Annotated in this window: 17 protein-coding genes and 2 pseudogenes; 11 read left to right on the forward strand and 8 right to left on the reverse strand. The window is 71.2% G+C overall.

Annotation, left to right across the window (positions count from 1 at the left end; genetic code table 11):
- Positions 1-5 precede the first annotated feature (5 nt).
- Together G3I77_RS00375 and G3I77_RS00380 are read right to left on the reverse strand one after the other, a co-directional pair.
- Positions 6-653 carry a dihydrofolate reductase family protein gene (locus tag G3I77_RS00375; RefSeq protein ID WP_248500382.1) on the reverse strand — a complete coding sequence of 216 codons (648 nt, stop codon included), beginning with the start codon at positions 651-653 and terminating at the stop codon, positions 6-8.
- 91 nt (positions 654-744) lie between these two features.
- A pseudogene (locus G3I77_RS00380) lies at positions 745-1,111 on the reverse strand (hypothetical protein).
- Positions 1,112-1,340: 229 nt separating this feature from the next.
- On the opposite strand from G3I77_RS00380, the gene G3I77_RS00385 reads away from it, so the two are divergent.
- The 5 genes from G3I77_RS00385 (at position 1,341) to rbsD (ending at position 7,190) form a co-directional block, all read left to right on the forward strand.
- Positions 1,341-2,360 (forward strand): LacI family DNA-binding transcriptional regulator, encoded by a 1,020-nt coding sequence (locus tag G3I77_RS00385; protein ID WP_248500383.1) that lies wholly within the window; start codon positions 1,341-1,343, stop codon positions 2,358-2,360.
- Complete coding sequence (locus tag G3I77_RS00390; protein ID WP_248500384.1) at positions 2,357-3,889, forward strand: sugar ABC transporter ATP-binding protein; 1,533 nt, start codon at positions 2,357-2,359, stop codon at positions 3,887-3,889. The genes G3I77_RS00385 and G3I77_RS00390 overlap by 4 nt, the downstream gene beginning before the upstream one ends.
- A complete protein-coding gene (locus G3I77_RS00395) occupies positions 3,879-5,828 on the forward strand; it encodes a substrate-binding domain-containing protein (protein WP_248500385.1) in 1,950 nt (649 codons plus the stop codon). The genes G3I77_RS00390 and G3I77_RS00395 overlap by 11 nt, the downstream gene beginning before the upstream one ends.
- Positions 5,829-5,901: 73 nt before the next feature.
- Complete coding sequence (locus tag G3I77_RS00400; protein ID WP_248500386.1) at positions 5,902-6,804, forward strand: ribokinase; 903 nt, start codon at positions 5,902-5,904, stop codon at positions 6,802-6,804.
- Entirely contained in the window at positions 6,801-7,190 is a 390-nt protein-coding gene (rbsD, locus tag G3I77_RS00405; protein ID WP_248500387.1) for a D-ribose pyranase, read from the forward strand. The genes G3I77_RS00400 and rbsD overlap by 4 nt, the downstream gene beginning before the upstream one ends.
- A gap of 210 nt (positions 7,191-7,400) precedes the next feature.
- Here the strand turns inward: rbsD and G3I77_RS00410 are convergent.
- Positions 7,401-7,930 (reverse strand): annotated as a pseudogene (locus tag G3I77_RS00410) (GNAT family N-acetyltransferase).
- Positions 7,931-8,003: 73 nt separating this feature from the next.
- A complete protein-coding gene (locus tag G3I77_RS00415) occupies positions 8,004-8,174 on the reverse strand; it encodes a hypothetical protein (protein ID WP_248500388.1) in 171 nt (56 codons plus the stop codon).
- Positions 8,175-8,684: 510 nt separating this feature from the next.
- On the opposite strand from G3I77_RS00415, the gene G3I77_RS00420 reads away from it, so the two are divergent.
- Both G3I77_RS00420 and G3I77_RS00425 read left to right on the forward strand, forming a co-directional pair.
- Positions 8,685-10,964: an ATP-dependent RecD-like DNA helicase gene (locus G3I77_RS00420; protein WP_248500389.1), complete on the forward strand. Its 2,280-nt coding sequence runs from the start codon at positions 8,685-8,687 to the stop codon at positions 10,962-10,964.
- 179 nt (positions 10,965-11,143) lie between these two features.
- On the forward strand, positions 11,144-12,433 hold the full coding sequence (locus G3I77_RS00425; RefSeq protein WP_248500390.1) for a citrate synthase: 1,290 nt from the start codon (positions 11,144-11,146) through the stop codon (positions 12,431-12,433).
- A gap of 631 nt (positions 12,434-13,064) precedes the next feature.
- Here the strand turns inward: G3I77_RS00425 and G3I77_RS00430 are convergent.
- From G3I77_RS00430 to G3I77_RS00440, 3 genes are all read right to left on the reverse strand, one after another.
- Complete coding sequence (locus tag G3I77_RS00430) at positions 13,065-15,302, reverse strand: cation-translocating P-type ATPase (protein WP_248500391.1); 2,238 nt, start codon at positions 15,300-15,302, stop codon at positions 13,065-13,067.
- A 174-nt stretch (positions 15,303-15,476) separates the two neighbouring features.
- A complete protein-coding gene (locus G3I77_RS00435; protein WP_248500392.1) occupies positions 15,477-15,716 on the reverse strand; it encodes a heavy-metal-associated domain-containing protein in 240 nt (79 codons plus the stop codon).
- Between the two features lie 85 nt (positions 15,717-15,801).
- Positions 15,802-16,473, reverse strand: a complete 672-nt coding sequence (locus G3I77_RS00440) for a TetR/AcrR family transcriptional regulator (RefSeq protein WP_248500393.1) — start codon at positions 16,471-16,473, stop codon at positions 15,802-15,804.
- 163 nt (positions 16,474-16,636) lie between these two features.
- Here G3I77_RS00440 and G3I77_RS00445 point away from each other — a divergent pair, with 163 nt between their 5' ends.
- Together G3I77_RS00445 and G3I77_RS00450 are read left to right on the forward strand one after the other, a co-directional pair.
- Positions 16,637-18,850: an MMPL family transporter gene (locus G3I77_RS00445; RefSeq protein WP_248500394.1), complete on the forward strand. Its 2,214-nt coding sequence runs from the start codon at positions 16,637-16,639 to the stop codon at positions 18,848-18,850.
- A gap of 138 nt (positions 18,851-18,988) precedes the next feature.
- The gene (locus G3I77_RS00450) at positions 18,989-20,032 is read left to right on the forward strand and encodes a zinc-dependent alcohol dehydrogenase family protein (RefSeq protein ID WP_248500395.1); all 1,044 of its coding nucleotides are present in this window, start codon (positions 18,989-18,991) and stop codon (positions 20,030-20,032) included.
- 64 nt (positions 20,033-20,096) lie between these two features.
- On the opposite strand, the gene G3I77_RS00455 is transcribed toward G3I77_RS00450, so the two are convergent.
- Complete coding sequence (locus G3I77_RS00455) at positions 20,097-20,297, reverse strand: AlpA family transcriptional regulator (RefSeq protein WP_031130605.1); 201 nt, start codon at positions 20,295-20,297, stop codon at positions 20,097-20,099.
- A 441-nt stretch (positions 20,298-20,738) separates the two neighbouring features.
- Between G3I77_RS00455 and iolC the strand changes: the two genes are divergently transcribed.
- Both iolC and G3I77_RS00465 read left to right on the forward strand, forming a co-directional pair.
- The gene (gene iolC / locus G3I77_RS00460) at positions 20,739-21,713 is read left to right on the forward strand and encodes a 5-dehydro-2-deoxygluconokinase (protein WP_248500396.1); all 975 of its coding nucleotides are present in this window, start codon (positions 20,739-20,741) and stop codon (positions 21,711-21,713) included.
- Positions 21,710-22,600, forward strand: a complete 891-nt coding sequence (locus G3I77_RS00465) for a deoxyribose-phosphate aldolase (RefSeq protein WP_248500397.1) — start codon at positions 21,710-21,712, stop codon at positions 22,598-22,600. Before iolC ends, G3I77_RS00465 begins: the two co-directional genes overlap by 4 nt.
- Position 22,601: the final 1 nt, after the last annotated feature.

Genomic DNA, 22,601 nt, shown 5'->3' on the forward strand with positions numbered 1-22,601 from the left:
TGCCGTCACCTCCTCCAGAACAGGTGATGAACCACCCCGCTCGGACTCGGCACGACATCGCGGTGGAAGCGGTCGAGCAGTTCCTCGGGCGACTCCCACAGCCGTGAGCCGGACCCGAGCACCACGCCGGGCGAGACCGCCACGTGCAGCGTGTCCACCAGGTCGGCGTCCAAGAATTGCCGGATGGTCTCCGCCCCGCCGCCGAGCCGTACGTCCTTGCCCCCGGCCGCCTTGCGCGCCTGGGCGAGGACCTCGGCCGGATCCCCGCCGACGAAGTGGAACGTCGTATCGGAGAGGGTGAACGAGGGGCGCTCGTGGTGGGTCATCACGAACACCGGCGTGTGGAACGGAGGTTCGTCGCCCCACCAGCCCTGCCACTCGTAGTTGTCCCACGGGCCGCGCTGCGGGCTGAACTTGTTGCGGCCCATGATCTCGGCGCCGATGTTGTGGTGGAAGTCGCGCACCAAGTAGTCGTCGAGGCCCCGGCTCCCGCCCGGGTCGGTGCGGTTGGGCCAGCTGGCCGTGGCCCCGGCCCAGGCGAACATCGTGCCGGGGTTGGCGTGGCCGAACGGCCGCTCCAGGCTCTGGCCCTCACCGGCACCGAAGCCGTCACTCGAGACGGTGAAGTTCTGTACGCGCAGCAGTTGGGACACGGCGCTCCTCCTGTGGTCGATGAGGGGCAGACCGCCCGGGCGGGCAAAACTCATCGGCGGACGGCGGAGGCGGCCCGGGTTTCTCCGCGGCTCACCCGGCCTGCGCCACCACGTGGTCGATCACCTGCCGGAAGTCCTCGCTCGGCGAGAACTCCACCATTTCGCTGTCTTCCAGCGCCGGCGGCACATGGCCCGGACCCCAGTAGTACGCCTGCCCCGCCTCGTACTCCTCCTCGCCCGAGGCCGTACGCATCCTGATCCGGCCCTTGAGCATGTAGCCCCAGTGGGGGCACTGGCACGCGTCGTCGGGCAGGCCCTTGAGGGCCGGGCCCATGTCCGTGCCCCGGGGCAGGCCGATGTAGCCCACCGACAGGCCGCCCCCCGAGCGGCGTGATGCGCAGCTCCACGCCGTCGCCCTCGAGCGCTACGGGTACGTCGTCACGAGTGGTCGCCGTCATGGCTCCTCCGCTCCGGCCCGACCGGGTCTCGGGGCATCCCTCGAAGAACCCCTTTCCTCCCAGCCTGGGACGCCCGGCCGCGCCCCGCGACATCACGATCCGGTCAAGAGGTGCCCGGGGGGTCTTGATTTACCGGCGTGTAATCGATTCCATCCACCCGTCGATGTAATCGATTCCATGAGCGCTCACCAGCGCTCCCACGACTGATCCACAAGGAGGTGGAGCGGCGGTGGCCAGCATCAAGGACGTCGCTGCCGAGGCCGGCGTCTCCGTCGCCACGGTCTCGCGCGTCCTGAACGACCACCCGTCGGTCAGCGCCGACGCACGCACCCGCGTGCTGGCCGCCGTCGAGACCCTGGGCTACCGCCCGAACGCCGTCGCCCGCTCGCTGCGCACCGACCAGACCCACACCCTCGGCCTGGTCATCAGCGACGTGATGAACCCGTACTTCACCGAACTGGCCCGCTCCGTCGAGGAGGAGGCCCGCGCGCTCGGCTACAGCGTCATCATCGGCAACGCCGACGAGCGGCCGGACCTCCAGGACCACCACGTACGCACCCTCCTCGACCGCCGCATCGACGGCCTGCTCGTCTCTCCCACGGACGGCGGCTCGCCGCTGATGCTGGACGCCGCGCGGGCCGGGACGCCCATGGTCTTCGTGGACCGGTGGATCCCGGGTGTGGACGTGCCGGTGGTGCGGGCCGACGGGCAGGCCGCCGTACGGGACCTCGTGGCGCATCTGCACGGGCTGGGGCACCGCAGGCTCGCCATCATCGCGGGCCCGGCGGCGACCACGACCGGCCGCGAGCGCGTCGAGGCCTTCCGGAAGGCGCTCGGCGCGTACGGGCTCGAACTGCCCGACGCCTACATAGGGCAGGGCGACTTCCAGGCCGAGAGCGGCCGTCTGGTCACCGAGGGATTCCTCGACCTGACCGAGCCGCCCGAGGTCGTCTTCGCGGCCGACAACCTGATGGCGCTCGGCGCGCTGGACGCGGTACGCGCGCGTGGCCTGCGCGTACCGGACGACCTCGCGCTGGCCGCGTTCGACGACATCCGGTGGTTCGTGCACACCGATCCGCCGATCACCGCGATCGCCCAGCCCACGGGCGAGCTGGGCCGGGCCGCCGTAAGGGCCCTGGTCGACCGCATCGAGGGGCGGCCCGGCGAGTCCGTCACCCTCCCCGCCCGGCTCGTCGTACGCCGCTCGTGCGGCGAGATCCCCACCCCAGTGCAAAGGAGCACGACGTGAGCAACGCGGACGAGTTGCTGCGCATCGAGGGCATACGGAAGACCTTCCCGGGCGTGGTCGCGCTGGACGGCGTCGACTTCGACCTGCGCCGGGGCGAGGTGCACGTGCTGCTCGGTGAGAACGGTGCTGGCAAGAGCACTCTCATCAAGATGCTCTCCGGCGCCTACACCCCCGACGCCGGTCGGATCCTGGTCGGCGGCGAGGAGACGCGCATCCAGGGTGCGCAGGACTCCGAGCGGCTCGGGATCGCCACGATCTACCAGGAGTTCAACCTGGTACCCGATCTGACGGTCGCCGAGAACATCTTCCTCGGGCGTCAGCCGCGCCGGTTCGGGATGATCGACCGGAAGAAGATGGAGGCCGACGCCGAGGTCCTGCTGCGACGGGTCGGCGTGAACGTCTCGCCCCGTGCGCGGGTCCGCGACCTCGGCATCGCACGCCTGCAGATGGTCGAGATCGCCAAGGCGCTCAGCCTGAACGCCCGTGTGCTGATCATGGACGAGCCGACGGCCGTGCTCACCTCCGAGGAGGTCGACAAGCTCTTCGCGATCGTGCGCACACTGCGCGAGGACGGCGTCGGGATCGTCTTCATCACCCACCACCTCGAGGAGATCGCCGCGCTCGGCGACCGGGTGACGGTCATCCGGGACGGCAGGAGCGTCGGCCAGGTCCCCGCCGCCACGCCCGAGGACGAACTCGTACGGCTCATGGTGGGGCGCTCCATCGAGCAGCAGTACCCGCGGGAGCGGGCCGACCGCGGCGCCGCCCTGCTGTCCGTCGAGGGCCTCACCCGCGACGGCGTCTTCCACGACGTCGGCTTCGAGGTGCACGCCGGTGAGGTCGTCGGCATCGCGGGACTGGTCGGCGCGGGCCGTACCGAGGTCGTACGGGCGGTCTTCGGGGCCGACGCGTACGACCACGGCACCGTGAAGGTCTCCGGCGCCCCGATCGCCAAGTACGACGTCAACGCGGCGATGACCGCGGGCATCGGACTCGTCCCCGAGGACCGCAAGGGCCAGGGCCTGGTGCTGGACGCGTCGGTCGAGGAGAACCTCGGCCTGGTGACGCTGCGGTCCGCCACGCGTGCGGGCCTCGTCGACCTCAAGGGCCAGCGCGAGGCGGCCGAGCGGGTCGCCGGGCAGCTCGGCGTGCGGATGGCCGGACTCGGCCAGCAGGTGCGCACACTCTCCGGCGGCAACCAGCAGAAGGTCGTCATCGGCAAGTGGCTGCTCGCCGACACCAAGGTGCTGATCCTCGACGAGCCGACGCGCGGCATCGACGTCGGCGCCAAGGTCGAGATCTACCAGCTGGTCAACGAACTCACCGCCGCCGGCGCGGCCGTCCTGATGATCTCCAGCGATCTGCCCGAGGTGCTCGGCATGAGCGACCGGGTGCTGGTGATGGCGCAGGGCCGGATCGCCGGTGAACTCTCCGCCGACGAGGCGACCCAGGACGCCGTGATGGCACTCGCCGTCAGCACCCCCACGACCACGACCACGAACGGAACGGAGGCCTCCCGTGGCCACTGACACGCTCAAGAGCACGACGGGCGCGGGTGGCGCCTCGGGGGGCCTGCGCCGCCTCCTGCTCGACAACGGAGCGCTCACCGCGCTCATCGTCCTCGTCATCGCCATGTCGGCCCTCTCGGGCGACTTCCTGACGACGGACAACCTCCTCAACGTCGGTGTGCAGGCGGCCGTGACGGCCATCCTGGCCTTCGGCGTGACCTTCGTGATCGTCTCCGCGGGCATCGACCTGTCGGTCGGCTCGGTCGCCGCGCTCTCCGCCACGGTCCTCGCCTGGAGCGCCACGTCGGCAGGGGCCCCGGTCTTCCTCGCCGTCCTCCTCGCCATAGCGACGGGTATCGCCTGCGGCCTGGTCAACGGCATCCTGATCTCCTACGGCAAGCTCCCGCCGTTCATCGCCACCCTGGCCATGCTGTCCGTGGCCCGCGGCCTGTCCCTCGTGATCTCCGAGGGCTCCCCGATCGCCCTCCCCGACTCCGTCTCCCACCTCGGGGACACGCTCGGCGGCTGGCTGCCGGTGCCGGTCCTGGTGATGGTCGTGATGGGCCTGATCGCCGCCTTCGTGCTCGGCCGGACCTACATCGGCCGCTCCATGTACGCGATCGGCGGCAACGAGGAGGCCGCGCGGCTGTCCGGCCTGCGCGTGAAGAAGCAGAAGCTCGCCATCTACGCCTTCTCGGGTGTCTTCGCCGCCGTCGCCGGTGTCGTCCTCGCCGCCCGGCTCTCCTCCGCGCAGCCCCAGGCCGCCGACGGCTACGAGCTGGACGCGATCGCCGCCGTCGTCATCGGCGGCGCCTCCCTCGCGGGCGGCACCGGCAAGGCGTCCGGCACGCTCATCGGCGCACTGATCCTGGCCGTGCTGCGCAACGGGCTGAACCTGCTGAACGTCTCCGCGTTCTGGCAGCAGGTCGTCATCGGTGTCGTCATCGCGCTCGCGGTGCTGTTCGACACGCTGCGGCGCAAGGCGGGGGCGACCCCGGCGGCGTCCGGCGCAGGCGGCCCGAAGGGCAAGCAGGCGGCGACGTACGGTCTCGCGGCCGTCGTCACCGTCGCGATCGTCGGCGCCACGTCCTTCCTGCACAACGGCTCCTCCGCCACGAGCAGCCCGAAGGTGGGCCTGTCGCTGTCCACCCTCAACAACCCCTTCTTCGTGCAGATCCGGGCGGGCGCCCAGGCCGAGGCGAAGAAGCGGGGCGTGGACCTGACCGTCACCGACGCCCAGAACGACGCCTCCCAGCAGGCCAACCAGCTGCAGAACTTCACCAGTTCCGGCCTCGGCGCGATCATCGTCAACCCGGTGGACTCGGACGCCGCGAGCAACTCCGTGAAGGCCGCCGACAAGGCGAAGATCCCGGTCATCGCGGTCGACCGGGGCGTCAACAAGGCGTCGGTGGACGCCCTGGTCGCCTCCGACAACGTCGCCGGCGGTGAACTCGCCGCCAAGACCGTCGCCGACAAGCTGGGCGGCAAGGGCAAGATCGTGATCCTCCAGGGCCAGGCCGGAACGTCCGCGGCCCGGGAGCGTGCGCAGGGCTTCGCGAACGGCCTCAAGGCCTTCCCGGGCATCCAGGTCGTGGCCCAGCAGCCCGCCGACTTCGACCGCACCAAGGGCCTCGACGTCATGTCGAACCTGCTCCAGGCCCACCCGGACGTCCAGGGCGTCATCGCCGCCAACGACGAGATGGCGCTCGGCGCGATCAAGGCGCTGGGTTCCAAGGCCGGCACGTCGGTCTCGGTGGTCGGCTTCGACGGCACGCCTGACGGACTCAAGGCGGTCGAGGGCGGCACGCTGTACGCGTCCGTGGCGCAGCAGCCGTCCCAGCTCGGGAAGATCGCCGTGGACAACGCCCTGCGGGCCCTGAAGGGCGAGAAGGTCGAGGAGACGGTGAAGGTGCCGGTGAAGGTGGTCACCAAGGAGAACGTGGCCGGCTTCAGCGGCTGACATCGGGGAACGGCGGGCGGTCACACGGCGTGTGGGACCGCCCGCCCATGTCACTCACGTGGGGAGACAACTCATGTACGACTACGACCTCCTGGTCGTGGGGTCGGCCAACGCCGACCTGGTGATCGGAGTGGAGCGCCGGCCCGGTGCCGGCGAGACCGTGCTCGGCTCCGATCTGGCCGTCCACCCGGGCGGCAAGGGCGCGAACCAGGCGGTCGCCGCCGCCCGGCTCGGCGCCCGTACGGCGCTGCTGGCCCGGGTCGGCGACGACGCGCACGGCCGGCTGCTGCTGGACTCGCAGCGCGAGGCGGGCGTCGACACGGTGGGTGTCCTGGTGGGCGGCGCACCGACCGGCGTCGCGCTGATCACGGTCGACCCGTCCGGGGACAACAGCATCGTCGTCTCGCCCGGCGCCAACGGCCGCCTCACCCCGGAGGACGTGAGCGCCGCCGGGTGCCTCTTCCAGGGCTCGCGGGTGGTGTCGGCGCAGCTGGAGATCCCGCTGGAGACGGTGGTGGAGGTCGTACGGAACCTGGCTCCGGGGAGCCGTTTCGTGCTGAACCCCTCGCCGCCGCGGCCCCTTCCGACGGAGGTGCTGGCGGCCTGCGACCCGCTGATCGTGAACGAGCACGAGGCGAAGGTGATCCTGGGCGACTCCGCCGTCGGGGACACCCCCGAGGACTGGGCGCGGATCCTCCTCGCCAAGGGCCCGAAGTCGGTGGTGGTGACGCTGGGCGCGGAGGGCGCGCTGGTGGCGTCGGGGGCGGGTGTCTCGCGCGTGGCCGCCGTACGGGTGGACGCGGTGGACACGACGGGAGCGGGCGACTCCTTCACCGCCGCGCTGGCCTGCCGGCTGGGGGCGGGCGAGTCCCTGGACCGGGCGGCGGCGTACGCGGCGCGGGTGGGTGCCGCGACCGTGACGAAGGAGGGCGCGCAGGCGTCCTTCCCGACGGCGGCGGAGGTCGCCGCACCGTGAAGAAGACCGGAATACTGAACCGTCACCTCGCCGGTGCGCTGGCCGAACTCGGCCACGGCGACGGGGTGCTGGTGTGCGACGCGGGCATGCCCATCCCCGACGGGCCCCGGGTGGTGGACCTGGCCTTCCGGGCCGGGGTGCCGGCGTTCGCCGAGGTGCTGGACGGGCTGCTGGCCGAGCTGGTGGTCGAGGGGGCGACGGCGGCGCAGGAGCTGCGCGAAGCCAATCCGGAGGCGTCGTCGCTGCTGGAAGGGCACTTCCCCGGGCTGGACCTCGTGGCGCACGAACGTCTCAAGGAGCTGTCCGCGGGAGCCCGGCTCGTCGTCCGCACGGGCGAGGCACGGCCGTACGCGAACGTCCTGCTGAGGTGCGGCGTCTTCTTCTGACGCCCGCGAGAGGCCTGTGAACGGTTTCGAGGGGGCCCGGTCCGTCGACCCGGCCCCCCCGGCCTTTCCCCTCCCGTCAGGAACCCCCGCGATCCCCCCGGATCCCCCTCCAGAAGCCCTGACGCCCAGTACGACCCGCAAGGGACAGAAAGGGTTGCACGGCGGAGTAAGAAATTCTTGCCGGATTCTCGAGAGCCCCCGACGGCGTGCTCACCGCGGACCGGACCCGGTGCCGAGTCGCCGTCGGCGGGCTGTGAGCACGCGGGTGAGGCCCCCGTCGTCCTCCTCGATGTCGCGCACGTGCTCGAATCCGATCCGCCCGAGCAGGCGCAGCGGACCTCGTTCACCGCGGCGACGGTGGCGTGCACCCCGGCGAGCCCGAGCGTCCCGAAGCCGTAGGCCAGGAGTGCCTCGGCGAGTTCGGTCCCCAGTCCGCTTCCCCAGGCCTCGGGAGCCAGCGCGTAGACGATCTCGTACCCGTCCACCGCGTCGGTCCGCTTGATCTCCGCATGCCCGATCAGCCGCCCGTCGCGCCGGACCGCCCATACGTCGAACAGGTCCCGCGCGTAGACCTTGCTGAAGATCCGCCCGAACAGGGCCCGGTCGTCCTCCTCGGAAGAGGGCCCGTCACCCATCCACCGGGACACCCTGACGTCCTGGAACAGGGCGACGAAACCCTCTTCGTCGTCCGGGGTGTAAGGGTCCAGGAGCAGGCGCGCGGTATGCAGGGTCGGGGGCATGGGACGGACGCTAGCCAGGCGGGAGGCAGAGCGGCAATCGGGTTTCGCGCCGCCAGGACAGCCGCAGGCGCCCTCACCGCCGCAGGCTGTAGCTCACCATCGACGCCCCCACCACCGACCCGAACGCCGGCAGCAGGAACTGTGCGAAGGCCTCCCAGCCCCATACGATCCCCGCGCACGCCGCCGTGATGTTGACGGCCAGGGACATGATCCACAGGGCGACGCTCTGGGCCTGGGGTGACATCGTTCCTCGTCGTCATTCGGGGTGCCTGGGAGAAGGCAATGGGTGGGACGGAAGGCGGGGCGAATCAGCCCGGTCCCGGGCTGGGACGAGGTCGGAATTCCGGCACGGGTGCCTGATTCGGCGCGGAAGGCCCCGGGGCCACGATCGAGTGGTTCCCGGAAATCGCCGGAGAGGTCACGAGCAGTGCCAACGTGCCGACGGCGCACAGGCCGACGAGAAGCGTGCCCGCGGTGTGCACGCGCCGAGGGGCGCTCGGGCCTGGGGGACGCATCGGCATCACGGTCGCTCCGGAATCGAGTCCGCCCCCTTTTCACTGAACCCCTGAATTCTTCCACGGGAAAGAATCGCAAAAGGGGCCATCCGGATGCTTGAACTGTAAAGCTTCGGGCCCTCTTGTGAATCCGCGGTGAAAGGTGAACCCCGGCCCGCATACTGATCGGTCGCTTGATGCGAGAGCCGCCGGGGCTCAGGCACCGCCGCGCTGTCGTACCCGGGCGGTACCTTCGGATCATGACCGATCAGGCGGGGGCCGCCCAGGCGGGCGAGCGGCGACTGGCCACGCTGGAGGGCGTACTCGAGCGCATCACGTACGCCAACGAGGAGAACGGCTACACGGTCGCCCGGGTCGACACCGGCAGAGGCGCCGGCGACCTGCTCACGGTCGTGGGCGCGCTGCTCGGCGCGCAGGTCGGCGAGTCCCTGCGCATGGAGGGCCGCTGGGGCTCCCACCCGCAGTACGGAAAACAATTTCACGTCGAGAACTACACGACCGTCCTGCCGGCCACCGTCCAGGGCATCCGCCGCTACCTCGGCTCAGGACTGGTCAAGGGCATCGGCCCGGTCTTCGCCGACCGCATCACCCAGCACTTCGGCATGGACACCCTCACGATCATCGAGGAGGAGCCCAAGCGGCTTATCGAGGTCCCCGGGCTCGGCCCCAAGCGGACCAAGAAGATCGCGGACGCCTGGGAGGAGCAGAAGGCCATCAAGGAGGTCATGCTCTTCCTCCAGACCGTCGAGGTGTCCACGTCCATCGCGGTGCGCATCTACAAGAAGTACGGCGACGCCTCCATCTCGGTCGTGAAGAACCAGCCGTACCGGCTCGCGTCCGACGTCTGGGGCATCGGCTTCCTCACCGCCGACAAGATCGCCCGGTCCGTCGGCATTCCGCACGACAGCCCCGAGCGCGTCAAGGCGGGACTGCAGTACGCGCTGTCCCAGTCCACCGACCAGGGCCACTGCTTCCTCCCGGAGGAGCAGCTGATCAAGGACGCGGTGAAGCTCCTCCAGGTCGACACCGGCCTGGTCATCGAATGCCTGGCCGAGCTGGCCGAACCCCCTCAGGACGGCGAGGACCCCGGCGTCGTGCGGGAGAAGGTGCCGGGCCCCGGCGGCGGGGAGCCCGTCACCGCGATCTACCTCGTCCCCTTCCACCGCGCCGAACTCTCCCTCTCCGCCCAGCTGCTGCGTCTGCTGCGCACCGACGAGGACCGGATGCCGGGCTTCCGGTCCGTGGCCTGGGACAAGGCGCTGAGCTGGTTGAAGGGGCGTACGGGCACCGATCTCGCCCCGGAGCAGGAGGCCGCCGTCAAGCTGGCGCTGACCGAGAAGGTCGCCGTCCTCACGGGCGGCCCTGGCTGCGGCAAGTCCTTCACGGTCCGCTCGATCGTGGAGCTGGCCCGCGCCAGGAAGGCGAAGGTCGTACTCGCCGCCCCCACGGGCCGGGCCGCCAAGCGCCTGTCCGAGCTCACCGGCGCCGAGGCCTCCACCGTCCACCGCCTGCTGGAGCTCAAGCCCGGCGGAGACGCGGCCTACGACCGGGACCGCCCGCTGGACGCCGACCTGGTCGTGGTCGACGAGGCCTCCATGCTGGACCTGCTCCTCGCCAACAAGCTGGTGAAGGCGGTCCCGCCGGGCGCGCATCTGCTCTTCGTCGGGGACGTCGACCAACTGCCCAGCGTCGGCGCGGGCGAGGTCCTCCGGGACCTCCTGGCCGACGGCGGCCCGGTCCCCGCGGTCCGTCTCACCCGGGTCTTCCGGCAGGCCCAGCAGTCGGGCGTGGTGACGAACGCACACCGGATCAACGCCGGCCAACACCCGGTCACCGACGGCATGAAGGACTTCTTCCTCTTCGTCGAGGACGACACCGAGGCCGCCGGGCGGCTCACCGTCGATGTGGCCGCCCGTCGCATTCCGGCCAAGTTCGGGCTGGACCCGCGCCGGGACGTCCAGGTCCTCGCCCCCATGCACCGCGGCCCGGCCGGCGCGGGCACCCTCAACGGCCTGCTGCAACAGGCCGTCACCCCGGGCCGCCCCGACCTGCCCGAGAAGAGATTCGGCGGACGGGTGTTCCGCGTCGGCGACAAGGTCACCCAGATTCGCAACAATTACGAGAAGGGCGAGAACGGTGTCTTCAACGGCACCGTCGGTGTGGTCACCTCGCTCGACCCGGTCGACCAGCGCCTGACGGTGCTCACCGACGAGGACGAGGAGGTGCCGTACGAGTTCGACGAGCTCGACGAGCTGGCCCACGCGTACGCCGTGACGATCCACCGGTCCCAGGGCAGCGAGTACCCGGCGGTCGTCATCCCGGTCACCACGGGCGCCTGGATGATGCTCCAGCGGAACCTGCTCTACACGGCGGTCACCCGGGCCAAGCAGCTGGTCGTCCTCGTCGGTTCGCGCAAGGCGATCGGCCAGGCGGTGCGCACCGTTTCGGCGGGCCGGCGGTGCACGGCACTCGACTTTCGGCTCGGTTCAGCAAAAAATGATCGATCAAATGAGTCGTGAAGGTCACAAGGCACTTCCAGAAGGGGAACTCAGGGGGCAGGATGAGCAAGTTGGCGGCACTCAGTGCCGTCAATAGGCCCGATGGTCGACCCCGAGTGCACTCTCCTGAGCCAAGTGGGGGATGGTAGAGACAGTCAGGGCAACCTCGAAGATGAGGCACAACGTCGGTGAGGGAAGACGTGAGCGACAACTCTGTAGTACTGCGGTACGGCGACGGCGAGTACACCTACCCGGTGATCGACAGCACCGTCGGTGACAAGGGCTTCGACATCGGAAAGCTCCGCGCCCAGACCGGTCTGGTGACGCTGGACAGCGGTTACGGCAACACCGCCGCGTACAAATCCGCCGTCACCTACCTGGACGGCGAAGCGGGCATCCTGCGGTATCGCGGCTACCCGATCGAACAGCTGGCCGAGCGCTCCACCTTCCTGGAGGTCGCCTACCTGCTGATCAACGGCGAGCTGCCGACGGTCGACGAGCTCTCGACGTTCAAGAACGACATCACGCAGCACACCCTGCTGCACGAGGACGTCAAGAACTTCTACAAGGGCTTCCCGCGCGACGCCCACCCGATGGCCATGCTGTCCTCGGTCGTCTCGGCGCTGTCCACGTTCTACCAGGACAGCCACAACCCGTTCGACGAGCGCCAGCGCAACCTCTCCACGATCCGGCTGCTCGCCAAGCTTCCGACGATCGCGGCGTACGCGTACAAGAAGTCGATCGGTCACCCGTTCGTCTACCCGCGCAACGACCTCGGCTACGTCGAGAACTTCCTCCGCATGACCTTCTCGGTCCCCGCGCAGGAGTACGTGCCGGACCCGACCGTGGTCTCCGCGCTCGACAAGCTGCTGATCCTGCACGCGGACCACGAGCAGAACTGCTCGACCTCCACGGTCCGCCTGGTGGGCTCCTCGCAGGCGAACATGTTCGCCTCGATCTCCGCCGGCATCAACGCCCTGTGGGGCCCGCTGCACGGCGGCGCCAACCAGTCCGTGCTGGAGATGCTGGAGGGCATCCGCGACGCCGGCGGTGACGTCGACTCCTTCATCCGCAAGGTGAAGAACAAGGAGGACGGCGTCCGCCTGATGGGCTTCGGCCACCGGGTCTACAAGAACTTCGACCCGCGCGCCAAGATCATCAAGGCCGCCGCGCACGACGTGCTGTCCGCGCTCGGCAAGTCCGACGAGCTGCTGGACATCGCGCTGAAGCTGGAGGAGCACGCACTCTCCGACGACTACTTCGTCGAGCGCAGCCTCTACCCGAACGTCGACTTCTACACCGGCCTGATCTACCGGGCCATGGGCTTCCCGACCGAGATGTTCACGGTCCTGTTCGCCCTCGGCCGGCTGCCGGGCTGGATCGCCCAGTGGCACGAGATGATCAAGGAGCCCGGCTCCCGCATCGGCCGCCCGCGCCAGATCTACACGGGCGTGGTCGAGCGCGACTTCGTTCCCGTCGAGGAGCGCTGAGGCGCAGTACCGCTTCGGCCCCCGTACCCGCCTGCCGGGTACGGGGGCTTTCGCGTGGCCTCCCGTGAGAGATCACGGGATCTCTCACGGGATTTCTTACGCAATGAAGAAGGCGCCCCGGCGCCGGTCCCCCCACGGGCCGACGACCAGGGCGCCTTCCCAGTCCCGGTACGGATTCCCCCCACGGGATCCGGCCGGGCGTCTGTGAGGACAGCGCCTGAATCGCTGTTGAGCAGAACGGGCAAAACTCGCCGTACTGCTGGGGTGTGCGATCTGCCGGGACAGCGCACGCCCGGGAGGGCCGCTCAAAGCTTCCCGGTGTACGTGCCCCGGCAACGCATCTCTGGAGAAGTCCCCCAAGACATCCCCAGACGGCAGGTCGCGCCCCCCAAGACGCTCCCTGACATCGTCAACTTAGACCTTCGAACCCCTTCGATGGTTACGTTCACATCACTGTGATCTGCGTCTCTTGCGTATGTCCGCTAGATGCGCAAGAACCCGGATATGCCGTCCGGGACCCAAGCGTAAGGAAGATGCGTGAGCCTTGTGAAGAGCTTATGTGAGCCGGGCCCGGGACTCCAGAGGGACTCAAATCGCGTTCGCCGTGAACTTACGGGGAATTCGGGGGACTTCACCGGAATGTCCGCAGCCGCAGACTGTTCGTGACGACGAAGACCGACGAGAAGGCCATCGCGGCCCCGGCGATCATCGGGTTCAGCAGGCCCGCGGCGGCCAGCGGCAGCGCGGCCACGTTGTAGCCGAAGGCCCACACCAGATTGCCCTTGATCGTGGCCAGTGTCCGGCGGGACAGCCGGATCGCGTCCGCGGCCACCCGCAGATCGCCGCGCACCAGCGTCAGATCACCCGCCTCGATCGCCGCGTCCGTGCCGGTGCCCATGGCCAGGCCCAGATCGGCGGCGGCGAGTGCGGCCGCGTCGTTGACGCCGTCGCCCACCATGGCCACGACCCGCCCCTCGGCCTGCAGCCGCCGCACCGCGTCGACCTTGTCCTCGGGCAGCACCTCGGCCACCACCTTCTCGATCCCCACGGCCGCCGCCACCGTCTCCGCCACCGCACGGTTGTCCCCGGTCAGCAGCACCGGCGTGAGCCCCAGTGCACGCAGGTCGCGCACGGCCTCGGCGCTGGTCTCCTTGACCGCGTCCGCCACGGCCAGCACGGCCCGCGCCGTCCCGTCCCAGCCGGCCACGACGGCCGTGCGCCCGGCCCGCTCGGCCTCGTCCCGCGCGCGGGCCAGCTCCGGCGGTACGTCGTCGAAGAGCCGCCCCACGGCGACGTCACGGCCCTCCACACGCCCGCGTACGCCCCGCCCGGGGACGTTCTCGAACCCTTCGGCCTCCGGGAGCCGCCCCGCGCTCTCCTCGGCGCCCAGCGCGATCGCACGGGCGACGGGATGCTCGGAGGCGTGCTCGACGGCGCCCGCGAGCCGCAGCACCTCCTTCTCGTCGGTGCCCTCGGCGATGTGGACCTCCTGGAGAGTCATCCGGCCCGTGGTGACGGTGCCGGTCTTGTCCAGGACGACCGTGTCGATCCGGCGCGTGGACTCCAGGACCTCCGGGCCCTTGATGAGGATGCCGAGCTGGGCGCCGCGGCCCGTGCCGACCATCAGCGCGGTCGGGGTGGCCAGGCCCAGGGCGCACGGGCAGGCGATGATCAGGACGGCGACGGCAGCGGTGAACGCGGCGACGCTGTCACCGTTCAGTCCGAGCCACACCCCGGCCGTGGCGACGGCGATCAGCAGCACCACCGGCACGAAGATCCCGGAGATCCGGTCGGCGAGCCGCTGCACCTCGGCCTTGCCGTTCTGCGCGTCCTCCACCAGCTTCGCCATCCGCGCGAGCTGCGTGTCCGCACCGACCCGGGTGGCCTCGACGACCAGCCGGCCGCCCGCGTTGACCGTCGCGCCGGTGACCGGGTCCCCGGCCGTCACGTCCACCGGCACCGACTCGCCGGTCAGCATCGAGGCGTCCAGCGCGCAGGCGCCCTCGACGACCGTGCCGTCGGTGGCGATCTTCTCGCCGGGCCTCACGACGAACCGGTCGCCGACGGCCAGCCGCTGTGCCGGGATCCGCACCTCGCGCCCGTCCCGCAGCACGGCCACGTCCTTGGCGCCCAGCTCCATCAGCGCCCTGAGGGCCGCCCCCGCACGGCGCTTGGAGCGTGCCTCCAGATAGCGGCCCAGCAGGATGAACGCCGTGACGCCGGAGGCGACCTCCAGGTAGATCGAGGAGGAGCCGTCGCCGCGCGAGACCGTGAGCTCGAAGGGATGCCGCATGCCCGGCATGCCCGCGTCACCGAGGAACAGCGCCCACAGGGACCAGCCGAACGCGGCCAGGGTGCCGAGGGAGACCAGTGTGTCCATGGTGGCGGCGCCGTGCCGGGCATTGGTCCAGGCCGCCCGGTGGAAGGGCAGCCCGCCCCAGACGACGACCGGTGCGGCGAGGGTGAGCGAGAGCCACTGCCAGTTGTCGAACTGCAGGCCGGGGATCATCGCCAGCAGGACGACAGGCACCGCGAGGGCGGCGGAGACGGCCAGACGCCGGCGCAGGGCCGACAGCTCGGGGTCCTCCTCCTCGGCGGCGGTCTCCTCCCGCGGGGGCGCGGGCTCCTCGGCGGTGTACCCGGTCTTCACCACCGTGGCGATCAGATCGGCGACCTCGGTGCCCTCGGGGCAGGTGATCCGGGCCTTCTCCGTCGCGTAGTTCACCGTGGCCGTGACGCCGTCCATGCGGTTGAGCTTCTTCTCGACACGGGCCGCGCAGGAAGCGCAGGTCATCCCGCCGATGAGCAGCTCGACCTCGGCGAGGGCCGGCTCGTGGTCGGCCGGTGCCTGGGCGGTGGTGCTGGTCATGTCCTCGACTCCAGGAGATGCGGGGCGCCCGGGAAGCGGAACGGGCCGTACGGGCCGGGGCGGCGGCCGTACGGCCCGTACACGGGTACGAGTGCCAAGTCTGGTACGTCTCAGGCCTGGCGGGTTGACCGGGCTCTCGGGCCCGGGTCGTGCCGGGGCTCGCGCCCGGGGTTCTCAGGCGCGGCCGGCCAGTTCGAAGCCGGCCTCGTCGACGGCGGCGCGTACGGCCTCGTCGTCGAGCGGGGCCGCGGAGACGACGGTGACCTCGCCGGTCTTGGCGACGGCCGTCACCGAGCTCACGCCGGAGATCTGGGAGATCTCGCCGGAGACCGCGCCCTCGCAGTGTCCGCAGCTCATGCCGCTCACCTTGAAGACGGTGGTGACGGGGCCCGTGGTGTCGGTCTGGGCGGTCATGTCGTTACTCCTCGTCGAGGCGTGTGGGGCCGTGGGGTCCGCTGGGGGATCCGCACACCCAACTGTACCCCTAGGGGGTATCGGTTCACGACGTCCCCACCAGGGGCCGCAGATAGCACAGGAGGGCGCTCTTCAGCTCCTGGGCGTATGCCTCCCGCTCGTCGTCCTCGTGGGCCAGGATCAGCTCCAGGCCGGCCTTGTAGATGCCGACGCACATCTGGGCGGTGCGGGTGACGGCCGCCGGGGGCGCGTCGGGTGCGAACGGGGCGAGGATCGTCTCGACCCGGGCGACCAGCGTGGTGTGCAACGCGTCGTGCTCCTCGGCGATGCGGCCCGGGATGTCGGGGCCGTGCATCAGCGCGAAGAAGGCCGGGTGCCGGCAGTTGAACTCGATGAAGCGGTCGACGGTCCCGGCGATCACCTCCTCGAGCGGGGTCGCGGCGGGGTCGATCGGGGTGAGGACCTCGTCGTACGACTGCCGCATCTCGTGCATGAGCCGGCTGCCCAGCTCGATCGCGATCGCTTCCTTGTTCGGGAAGAACTGGTACAGCGTCCCCGGGGAGACGCCCGCCTCGCGGGCGATGGCGTTGGTGCTGGCGGCCGTGTAGCCGGTCGTGGAGAAGACCCGGGCGGCGGCTTCGAGCAGTTGCGCGATCCGGCGCTCGCCGCGGGCCTGGCGGCGGCGCGGCCGGTCCTCGGCCGCCGCCGTCTCGGTTCCGGCCGTCCCGGCTCCGGCTTTCTCGGTCTTCTCGGGCACGCGTCATCCCCAGGTCTCGGAACGCGATTGACAAACGCGAGTGGTCGCTCGCATTCTGGGGTCGGCAGGAATGCGAGCGATCTCTCGTGTTTGCCAGTCTATGGCAGCCCCGCGCTGTCAGGCTGCGCCTGGACACGGGTCACGGTGAAGGGGACACCGCACGATGACCGAAGTCAACACACCGCCGCGCGTCGGAGGCTGGACCCGTTTCGTCACCGCCCGGCCCAGACTGTCGCTGCTGGTGGCGCTGGTGCTCACCGCCCTCGCGGTGCTGGCCGGCAGCGGTGTCGCCGACCGGCTCGGCGCGGGCGGCTGGGAGGACCCGGCCGCCGAGTCCACGTACGCGACCAAGGCCCTGGAGCGCGAGTTCCCCGGCTCCCAGCCCAACCTGCTGCTCCTGCTCGACGCGGGCGACGCCTCGGTAGACGCCCCGGCCGTCGCCGCCGAGGCCGAGCGGCTCACCCAGCGTCTGGCGGGCGAGCGGGGCGTCACCGGCGTCGGCTCCTACTGGCAGTCCAGTGCCCCGGCCCTGCGCGCCGAGGACGGGCACGAGGCGCTGATAGCCGCCCGCATCACCGGCGACGAGAAGACCGCCGGCGAGACCCTGGAGCGCCTCGCGCCCCACTACCGCGGCACGCACGGCCCGGTGGAGGTCACCATCGGCGGCCCGGTCGCCGTACGGCACGAGATGCAGACGGTCATCCAGGAGGACCTCACCCGGGCCGAGCTCATCGCCCTGCCCGTGACGCTGGTGCTGCTCGTGATGGTCTTCGGCAGCGCCGTCGCGGCCCTGCTGCCGCTCGGCATCGGCATCGTCGCCATCCTCGGGACGAACGCCATCCTGCGCGGCCTCACCGAGCTGACCGACGTCTCCGTGTTCGCGATCAACCTCACCACGGCCCTCGGCCTGGGCCTCGCCATCGACTACGCGCTCTTCATCGTCCGCCGCTTCCGCGAGGAACTGGCCGCGGGCGCCGAACCCCTGACCGCGATCGGCACGACCCTGCGCACAGCCGGCCGCACCGTGCTGTTCTCCGCCCTCACGGTCGCGGTCTCCCTGGCGGCGATGCTGGTCTTCCCGCAGTACTTCCTGCGCTCCTTCGCCTACGCCGGGATCGCCGTGGTGCTGCTGGCGGCCGCGTCCGCGCTGATCCTGCTCCCGGCGGCGCTGATCCTGCTGGGCCACCGGGTCGATGCCCTGGACCTGCGCCGCCTGATCCGGCGCGGACACCGGTCGGAGCCCGCCGACCGGCAGGGCCGGGCCTGGGCCCGCACGGCGACGCTCGTCATGCGCCGCGCCCCGTTCTTCGCCCTCGGCACCACCGTCGTCCTCGTCCTGCTCGGACTGCCCTTCCTGGGCGTGCGGTTCGGCACCGCCGACGACCGCCAGCTGCCGTCGACCTCCGAGTCCCACACCGTGCAGCAGCACATCCGGGAGGGCTTCCCGGGCAGCCCCGGCGGCGGCCTCGAAGTGCTCGCAGAGGGGCGCGCGAGCGAGGCGCAGTACGGCGCCTACAAGGAGCGCGTCGCCGCACTGCCCGACGTGCTGCGGGTCGAGGGACCGCTGGTGAAGGGCGACTCGGCGTACTTCACGGTGCTGCCGAAGGGCGAGGCGGTGGACGACGCGGCCCAGCGTCTCGTCGGCGACCTGCGCGAGACCCGGGCCCCCTTCGACACCAAGGTGACCGGCACGGCGGCCGTCCTGGTCGACTCCAAGGACGCCATAGGGGAGCGCCTGCCGCTCGCGGCGGTCTTCATCACGATCGTCACACTGCTCCTGGTCTTCCTCCTCACGGGCAGCGTGCTCATACCGATCCAGGCGGTCGTCCTCAACGCGCTCAGCCTGACGGCCATGTTCGGCGCGGTCGTCTGGGTCTTCCAGGACGGCCACCTGTCCGGCCTGCTCGGCTTCACCAGCCCCGGCTCCATAGAGACGACCCTCCCGGTCCTGATGTTCTGCGTGGCCTTCGGCCTCTCCATGGACTACGGCGTGTTCCTGCTCTCCCGCATCAAGGAGGAGTACGACCGCACCGGCGACCACGACCAGGCCGTCCGCCACGGCCTGGCACGCACCGGCGGGCTGATCACCGCGGCGGCGGTCATCCTGGCCGTGGTCATGGTCGCGATCGGCACGTCCCGGGTCACCAACACCAAGATGCTCGGCCTGGGCATCGCCCTGGCGGTCCTGATGGACGCGATGATCGTCCGCAGTCTCCTGGTCCCCGCGGTCATGCGCCTCACCGGCCGCGCCACGTGGTGGGCCCCGCGACCCCTGCGCCGTTTCCACGAGCGCTTCGGCCTGAGCGAGACGGAGGCGGAACGGCCGACGGGAGAAACGGAACCGGCCCGGGACAAGGTCGGGGCGTCGGCCGGCTGACCGGAGCGGCGCCGAGCCCGGTCCGCGGTGTCCCTCGGTGCACCGCTAGCGTTCCCCGAGGTGCTGAACGCGAGGGCGCGAGGGCACCCGGCGCCCCCGGGAGCTCCGGGCGCGGCAGAACGAAAGGCGGGTGGGTCCATGCGGGCCGTGGTGTTCGAGCGGTACGGGGAAGCGGCCGAGGTGCGGGACGTCGCGGACCCGCAGCCCGCGGAGCACGGGGTCGTCGTGCGGGTCGAGGCCACCGGGCTGTGCCGCAGCGACTGGCACGGCTGGCAGGGCCACGACCCGGACATCGCGCTGCCGCACGTGCCCGGGCACGAACTCGCCGGGGTCGTCGAGGCGGTGGGCGCCCGGGTGACCCGGTGGCGGCCCGGCGACCGGGTCACCGTGCCGTTCATCTGCGCCTGCGGCACCTGCCCGTCCTGCGCGGCGGGCGACCATCAGGTGTGCGAGCGCCAGACCCAGCCCGGCTTCACCCACTGGGGCTCCTTCGCCCAGTACGTGGCGCTGGACCATGCCGATGTGAACCTCGTGGCGCTGCCCGACGAGTTGTCCTTCGCGACGGCGGCCTCGCTCGGCTGCCGGTTCGCCACGGCGTACCGGGCGGTGGTGCAGCAGGGCCGGGTCGCGGCGGGGGAGTGGGTCGCGGTGCACGGCTGCGGCGGGGTCGGGCTCTCGGCCGTGATGATCGCGGCCGCCGCGGGTGCCCGGGTCGTGGCCGTCGACGTGTCGCCCGGCGCCCTGAACCTGGCGCGGACGTTCGGGGCGGCGCGGTGTGTCGACGCGGCGGCCGTGCCGGACACCGCGGCCGCGGTCCGTGAGCTGACGGGCGGCGGTGCCCACCTCTCCCTCGACGCGCTGGGCTCACCCGGCACATGCGCCGCCTCCGTGAACGGCCTGCGCCGCCGCGGCCGGCACGTCCAGGTCGGCCTGCTGCCCTCGCCGGCCGGCACGACACCCGTACCGATGGCCCGCGCGATCGCCCTGGAGCTCGAACTCCTCGGCAGCCACGGCATGGCAGCCCACAGCTACCCGCCGATGCTGGAACTGGTCCGCAGCGGCGTGCTGCGCCCCGACCTGCTGGTGACGTCGACGATCACGCTGGAGGAGGTCCCGTCCGCGCTGGCCGCGATGGGGACGGCGCCGGGAGCGGGGGCGACGGTCATCGAGCCGTGGAGCTGACGCACCGGCCGACGACGGTGCCCCACGCGAGGGTGGGGCACGAGGCCGAGACAGGGCGACGGGGTCAGTCGGCTCTTCGGCCGCGGTTGCCGGGCCTGGAGGCGACCCACGCTCGGACCGTGTCGGCGTACCAGTAGGGCTTGCCGCTCTCGACGTGGTCGGGCGGGGGCAGCAGCCCGTGCTTGCGGTAGGACCGCACAGTGTCCGGCTGCACACGGATGTGCGCCGCGATCTCCTTGTAGGACCAGAGCCTTCGGTCGGTCATGACGTGCACCTCCCCGCGCGCACCACGGCGGCGGCCGTGGACGGCCGTCCGGGGGAGCCGGGCGCTGCGCTGGCGATCAACAAGCCTGTGCCCGGTCAACGACGCCCGGTGATACGGGGCAGGGCCTGTGGGCCGGGTGTGACGGAAGACCCGCGTACACGCGACATGTGTGACACGGAGGGGGCGTTTGTGACACACCCGGGGCAAAGACGCGCGCCGGAGTGTCGGCGGGGCGCCTTGACGCGGCACCCGGGCCCGGTCGGCAGCCGTCCGGAGAGGCGGGGCGGCAGGTGGGGCTGAAGACTACGGAACTGTGAGGACGCGGACGTAGACATACGGAAAGCGCTGTCATGATCTGGTCCGAATGTCCGGACAAAACATTGACAGGGCTTCGAGAGGGGGCTACAAAACCGGGGAGAGCCGAGCATCGAGGGGACACCGATGGCGTACGACCTGATCACCATGGGGCGGATCGGAGTGGATCTGTATCCGCTCCAGACCGGCGTCCCGCTGCCGCAGGTCACGTCCTTCGGCAAGTTCCTCGGCGGCTCGGCGAGCAACGTCGCGGTCGCCGCGGCCCGCCTGGGACGCCGGACGGCAGTGATCACCCGCACCGGCGACGACCCCTTCGGCACCTACCTCCACGAGGCCCTGACCGGCTTCGGCGTGGACGACCGCTGGGTCACCCCGGTCCCCGGCCTGCCCACCCCGGTCACCTTCTGCGAGATCTTCCCGCCGGATGACTTCCCGCTGTACTTCTACCGGCAGCCCAAGGCCCCGGACCTGGAGATCGACGCCCACGAGCTCGACCTCGACGCCATCCGGGACGCCCGGGTCTTCTGGGTCACGGGCACGGGCCTGAGCGAGGAACCCAGCCGGACGGCGACCCTCGCGGCCCTCGCCCACCGCGCCAAGGCCGGCACGACGGTGTTCGACCTCGACTGGCGCCCGATGTTCTGGACCCGTGACATCAGCGGCTCCCGCCGCGGGCCCGACGCGGCCCGCCCCTTCTACACGGAGGCCCTGCGCCACACGACCGTCGCGGTCGGCAACCTCGACGAGGTGGAGGTCGCCACGGGCGTGCGCGAACCCCACGCCGCCGCCCGCGCCCTCCTGGACGCCGGTGTCGAACTGGCCGTCGTCAAGCAGGGACCCAAGGGCGTCCTCGCGGTGAACAGCGCCGGCGAGAGCGCCGAGGTCCCGCCGCTGCCGGTGCACGTCCTCAACGGCCTCGGTGCCGGCGACGCCTTCGGCGGCTGTCTCGTCCACGGCCTGCTGGCCGGCTGGGACCTGGAGAAGACCCTGCGGCACGCCAACGCCGCCGGTGCCATCGTCGCCTCCCGCCTGGAGTGCTCCTCCGCGATGCCCACGCCGGACGAGATCGAGGCGGCCGTCACCGCGGGGGCCGTCCAGTGACCGTCGACATCTCCGAACTCGTCCGCCTGCGCAGCCGGCACCCGGAGGCGATCGCCGAGGCCGCGGCCCGTCGCCCCCGCCGGCCGCTGCTGAACTCGAGCGGCCGTCTGATGATCGTCGCCGCCGACCACCCGGCCCGCGGCGCCCTCGGCGTCGGCGGGCGCAGCATGGCCATGGCCAACCGCGCCGACCTCCTCGAACGCCTGTGCCTGGCTCTGTCCCGCCCGGGCGTGGACGGCGTCCTCGCCACCGCCGACATCCTCGACGACCTGCTCCTGCTCGGCGCCCTCGACGGCAAGGTCGTCCTGGGGTCGATGAACCGCGGCGGCCTCCAGGGCGCCAGCTTCGAACTCGACGATCGCTTCACCGGCCACCGCCCCGAGGACATCGAGCGCCTCGGCTTCGACGCGGGCAAGCTGCTCCTGCGCATCGACTACGACGACCCCGGTTCGCTGACCACCCTGGAGTCCACCGCCCGGGCCGTCGACGCCATGGCCGCCCGGAAACTCCCCGTCTTCGTCGAGCCGTTCATCAGCCGCCGCGACGAGCAGGGCCGGCTCCGCAACGACCTCTCCGCGGAGGCCGTGACCAAGTCGATCGCGATCGCCTCGGGGCTCGGCGGCAGTTCCGCCTACACCTGGCTCAAGGTGCCGGTCACCGACAACCCCGACGACATGGCCGAGGTCATGGCGACCTCCACGCTGCCCGCCGTGCTGCTCGGCGGCGAGGTGGGCGGCTCCGCCGAGGAGCAGGCCGGGGCGTACGAGAAGTGGCGCGGCGCGCTCCAACTGCCCACCGTGTGCGGGCTGGTCGTGGGGCGTTCGCTGCTGTACCCGGCGGACGGCGACGTGGCCGCCGCCGTGGACACCGCCGTCGGACTGCTGTGAG

The sequence above is a fragment of the Streptomyces sp. D2-8 genome (assembly GCF_023184515.1).
In the GTDB taxonomy this organism is placed as follows: domain Bacteria; phylum Actinomycetota; class Actinomycetes; order Streptomycetales; family Streptomycetaceae; genus Streptomyces.

Excerpts from the sequence above, each read along its gene's own strand:
- G3I77_RS00430 (WP_248500391.1), bottom strand. The coding sequence starts at position 15,302 with ATGACCAGCACCACCGCCCAGGCACCGGCCGACCACGAGCCGGCCCTC.
- G3I77_RS00445 (WP_248500394.1), top strand. The coding sequence starts at position 16,637 with ATGACCGAAGTCAACACACCGCCGCGCGTCGGAGGCTGGACCCGTTTC.
- G3I77_RS00450 (WP_248500395.1), top strand. The coding sequence starts at position 18,989 with ATGCGGGCCGTGGTGTTCGAGCGGTACGGGGAAGCGGCCGAGGTGCGG.
- G3I77_RS00435 (WP_248500392.1), bottom strand. The coding sequence starts at position 15,716 with ATGACCGCCCAGACCGACACCACGGGCCCCGTCACCACCGTCTTCAAG.
- G3I77_RS00420 (WP_248500389.1), top strand. The coding sequence starts at position 8,685 with ATGACCGATCAGGCGGGGGCCGCCCAGGCGGGCGAGCGGCGACTGGCC.
- G3I77_RS00400 (WP_248500386.1), top strand. The coding sequence starts at position 5,902 with ATGTACGACTACGACCTCCTGGTCGTGGGGTCGGCCAACGCCGACCTG.
- G3I77_RS00415 (WP_248500388.1), bottom strand. The coding sequence starts at position 8,174 with ATGTCACCCCAGGCCCAGAGCGTCGCCCTGTGGATCATGTCCCTGGCC.
- iolC (WP_248500396.1), top strand. The coding sequence starts at position 20,739 with ATGGCGTACGACCTGATCACCATGGGGCGGATCGGAGTGGATCTGTAT.
- G3I77_RS00455 (WP_031130605.1), bottom strand. The coding sequence starts at position 20,297 with ATGACCGACCGAAGGCTCTGGTCCTACAAGGAGATCGCGGCGCACATC.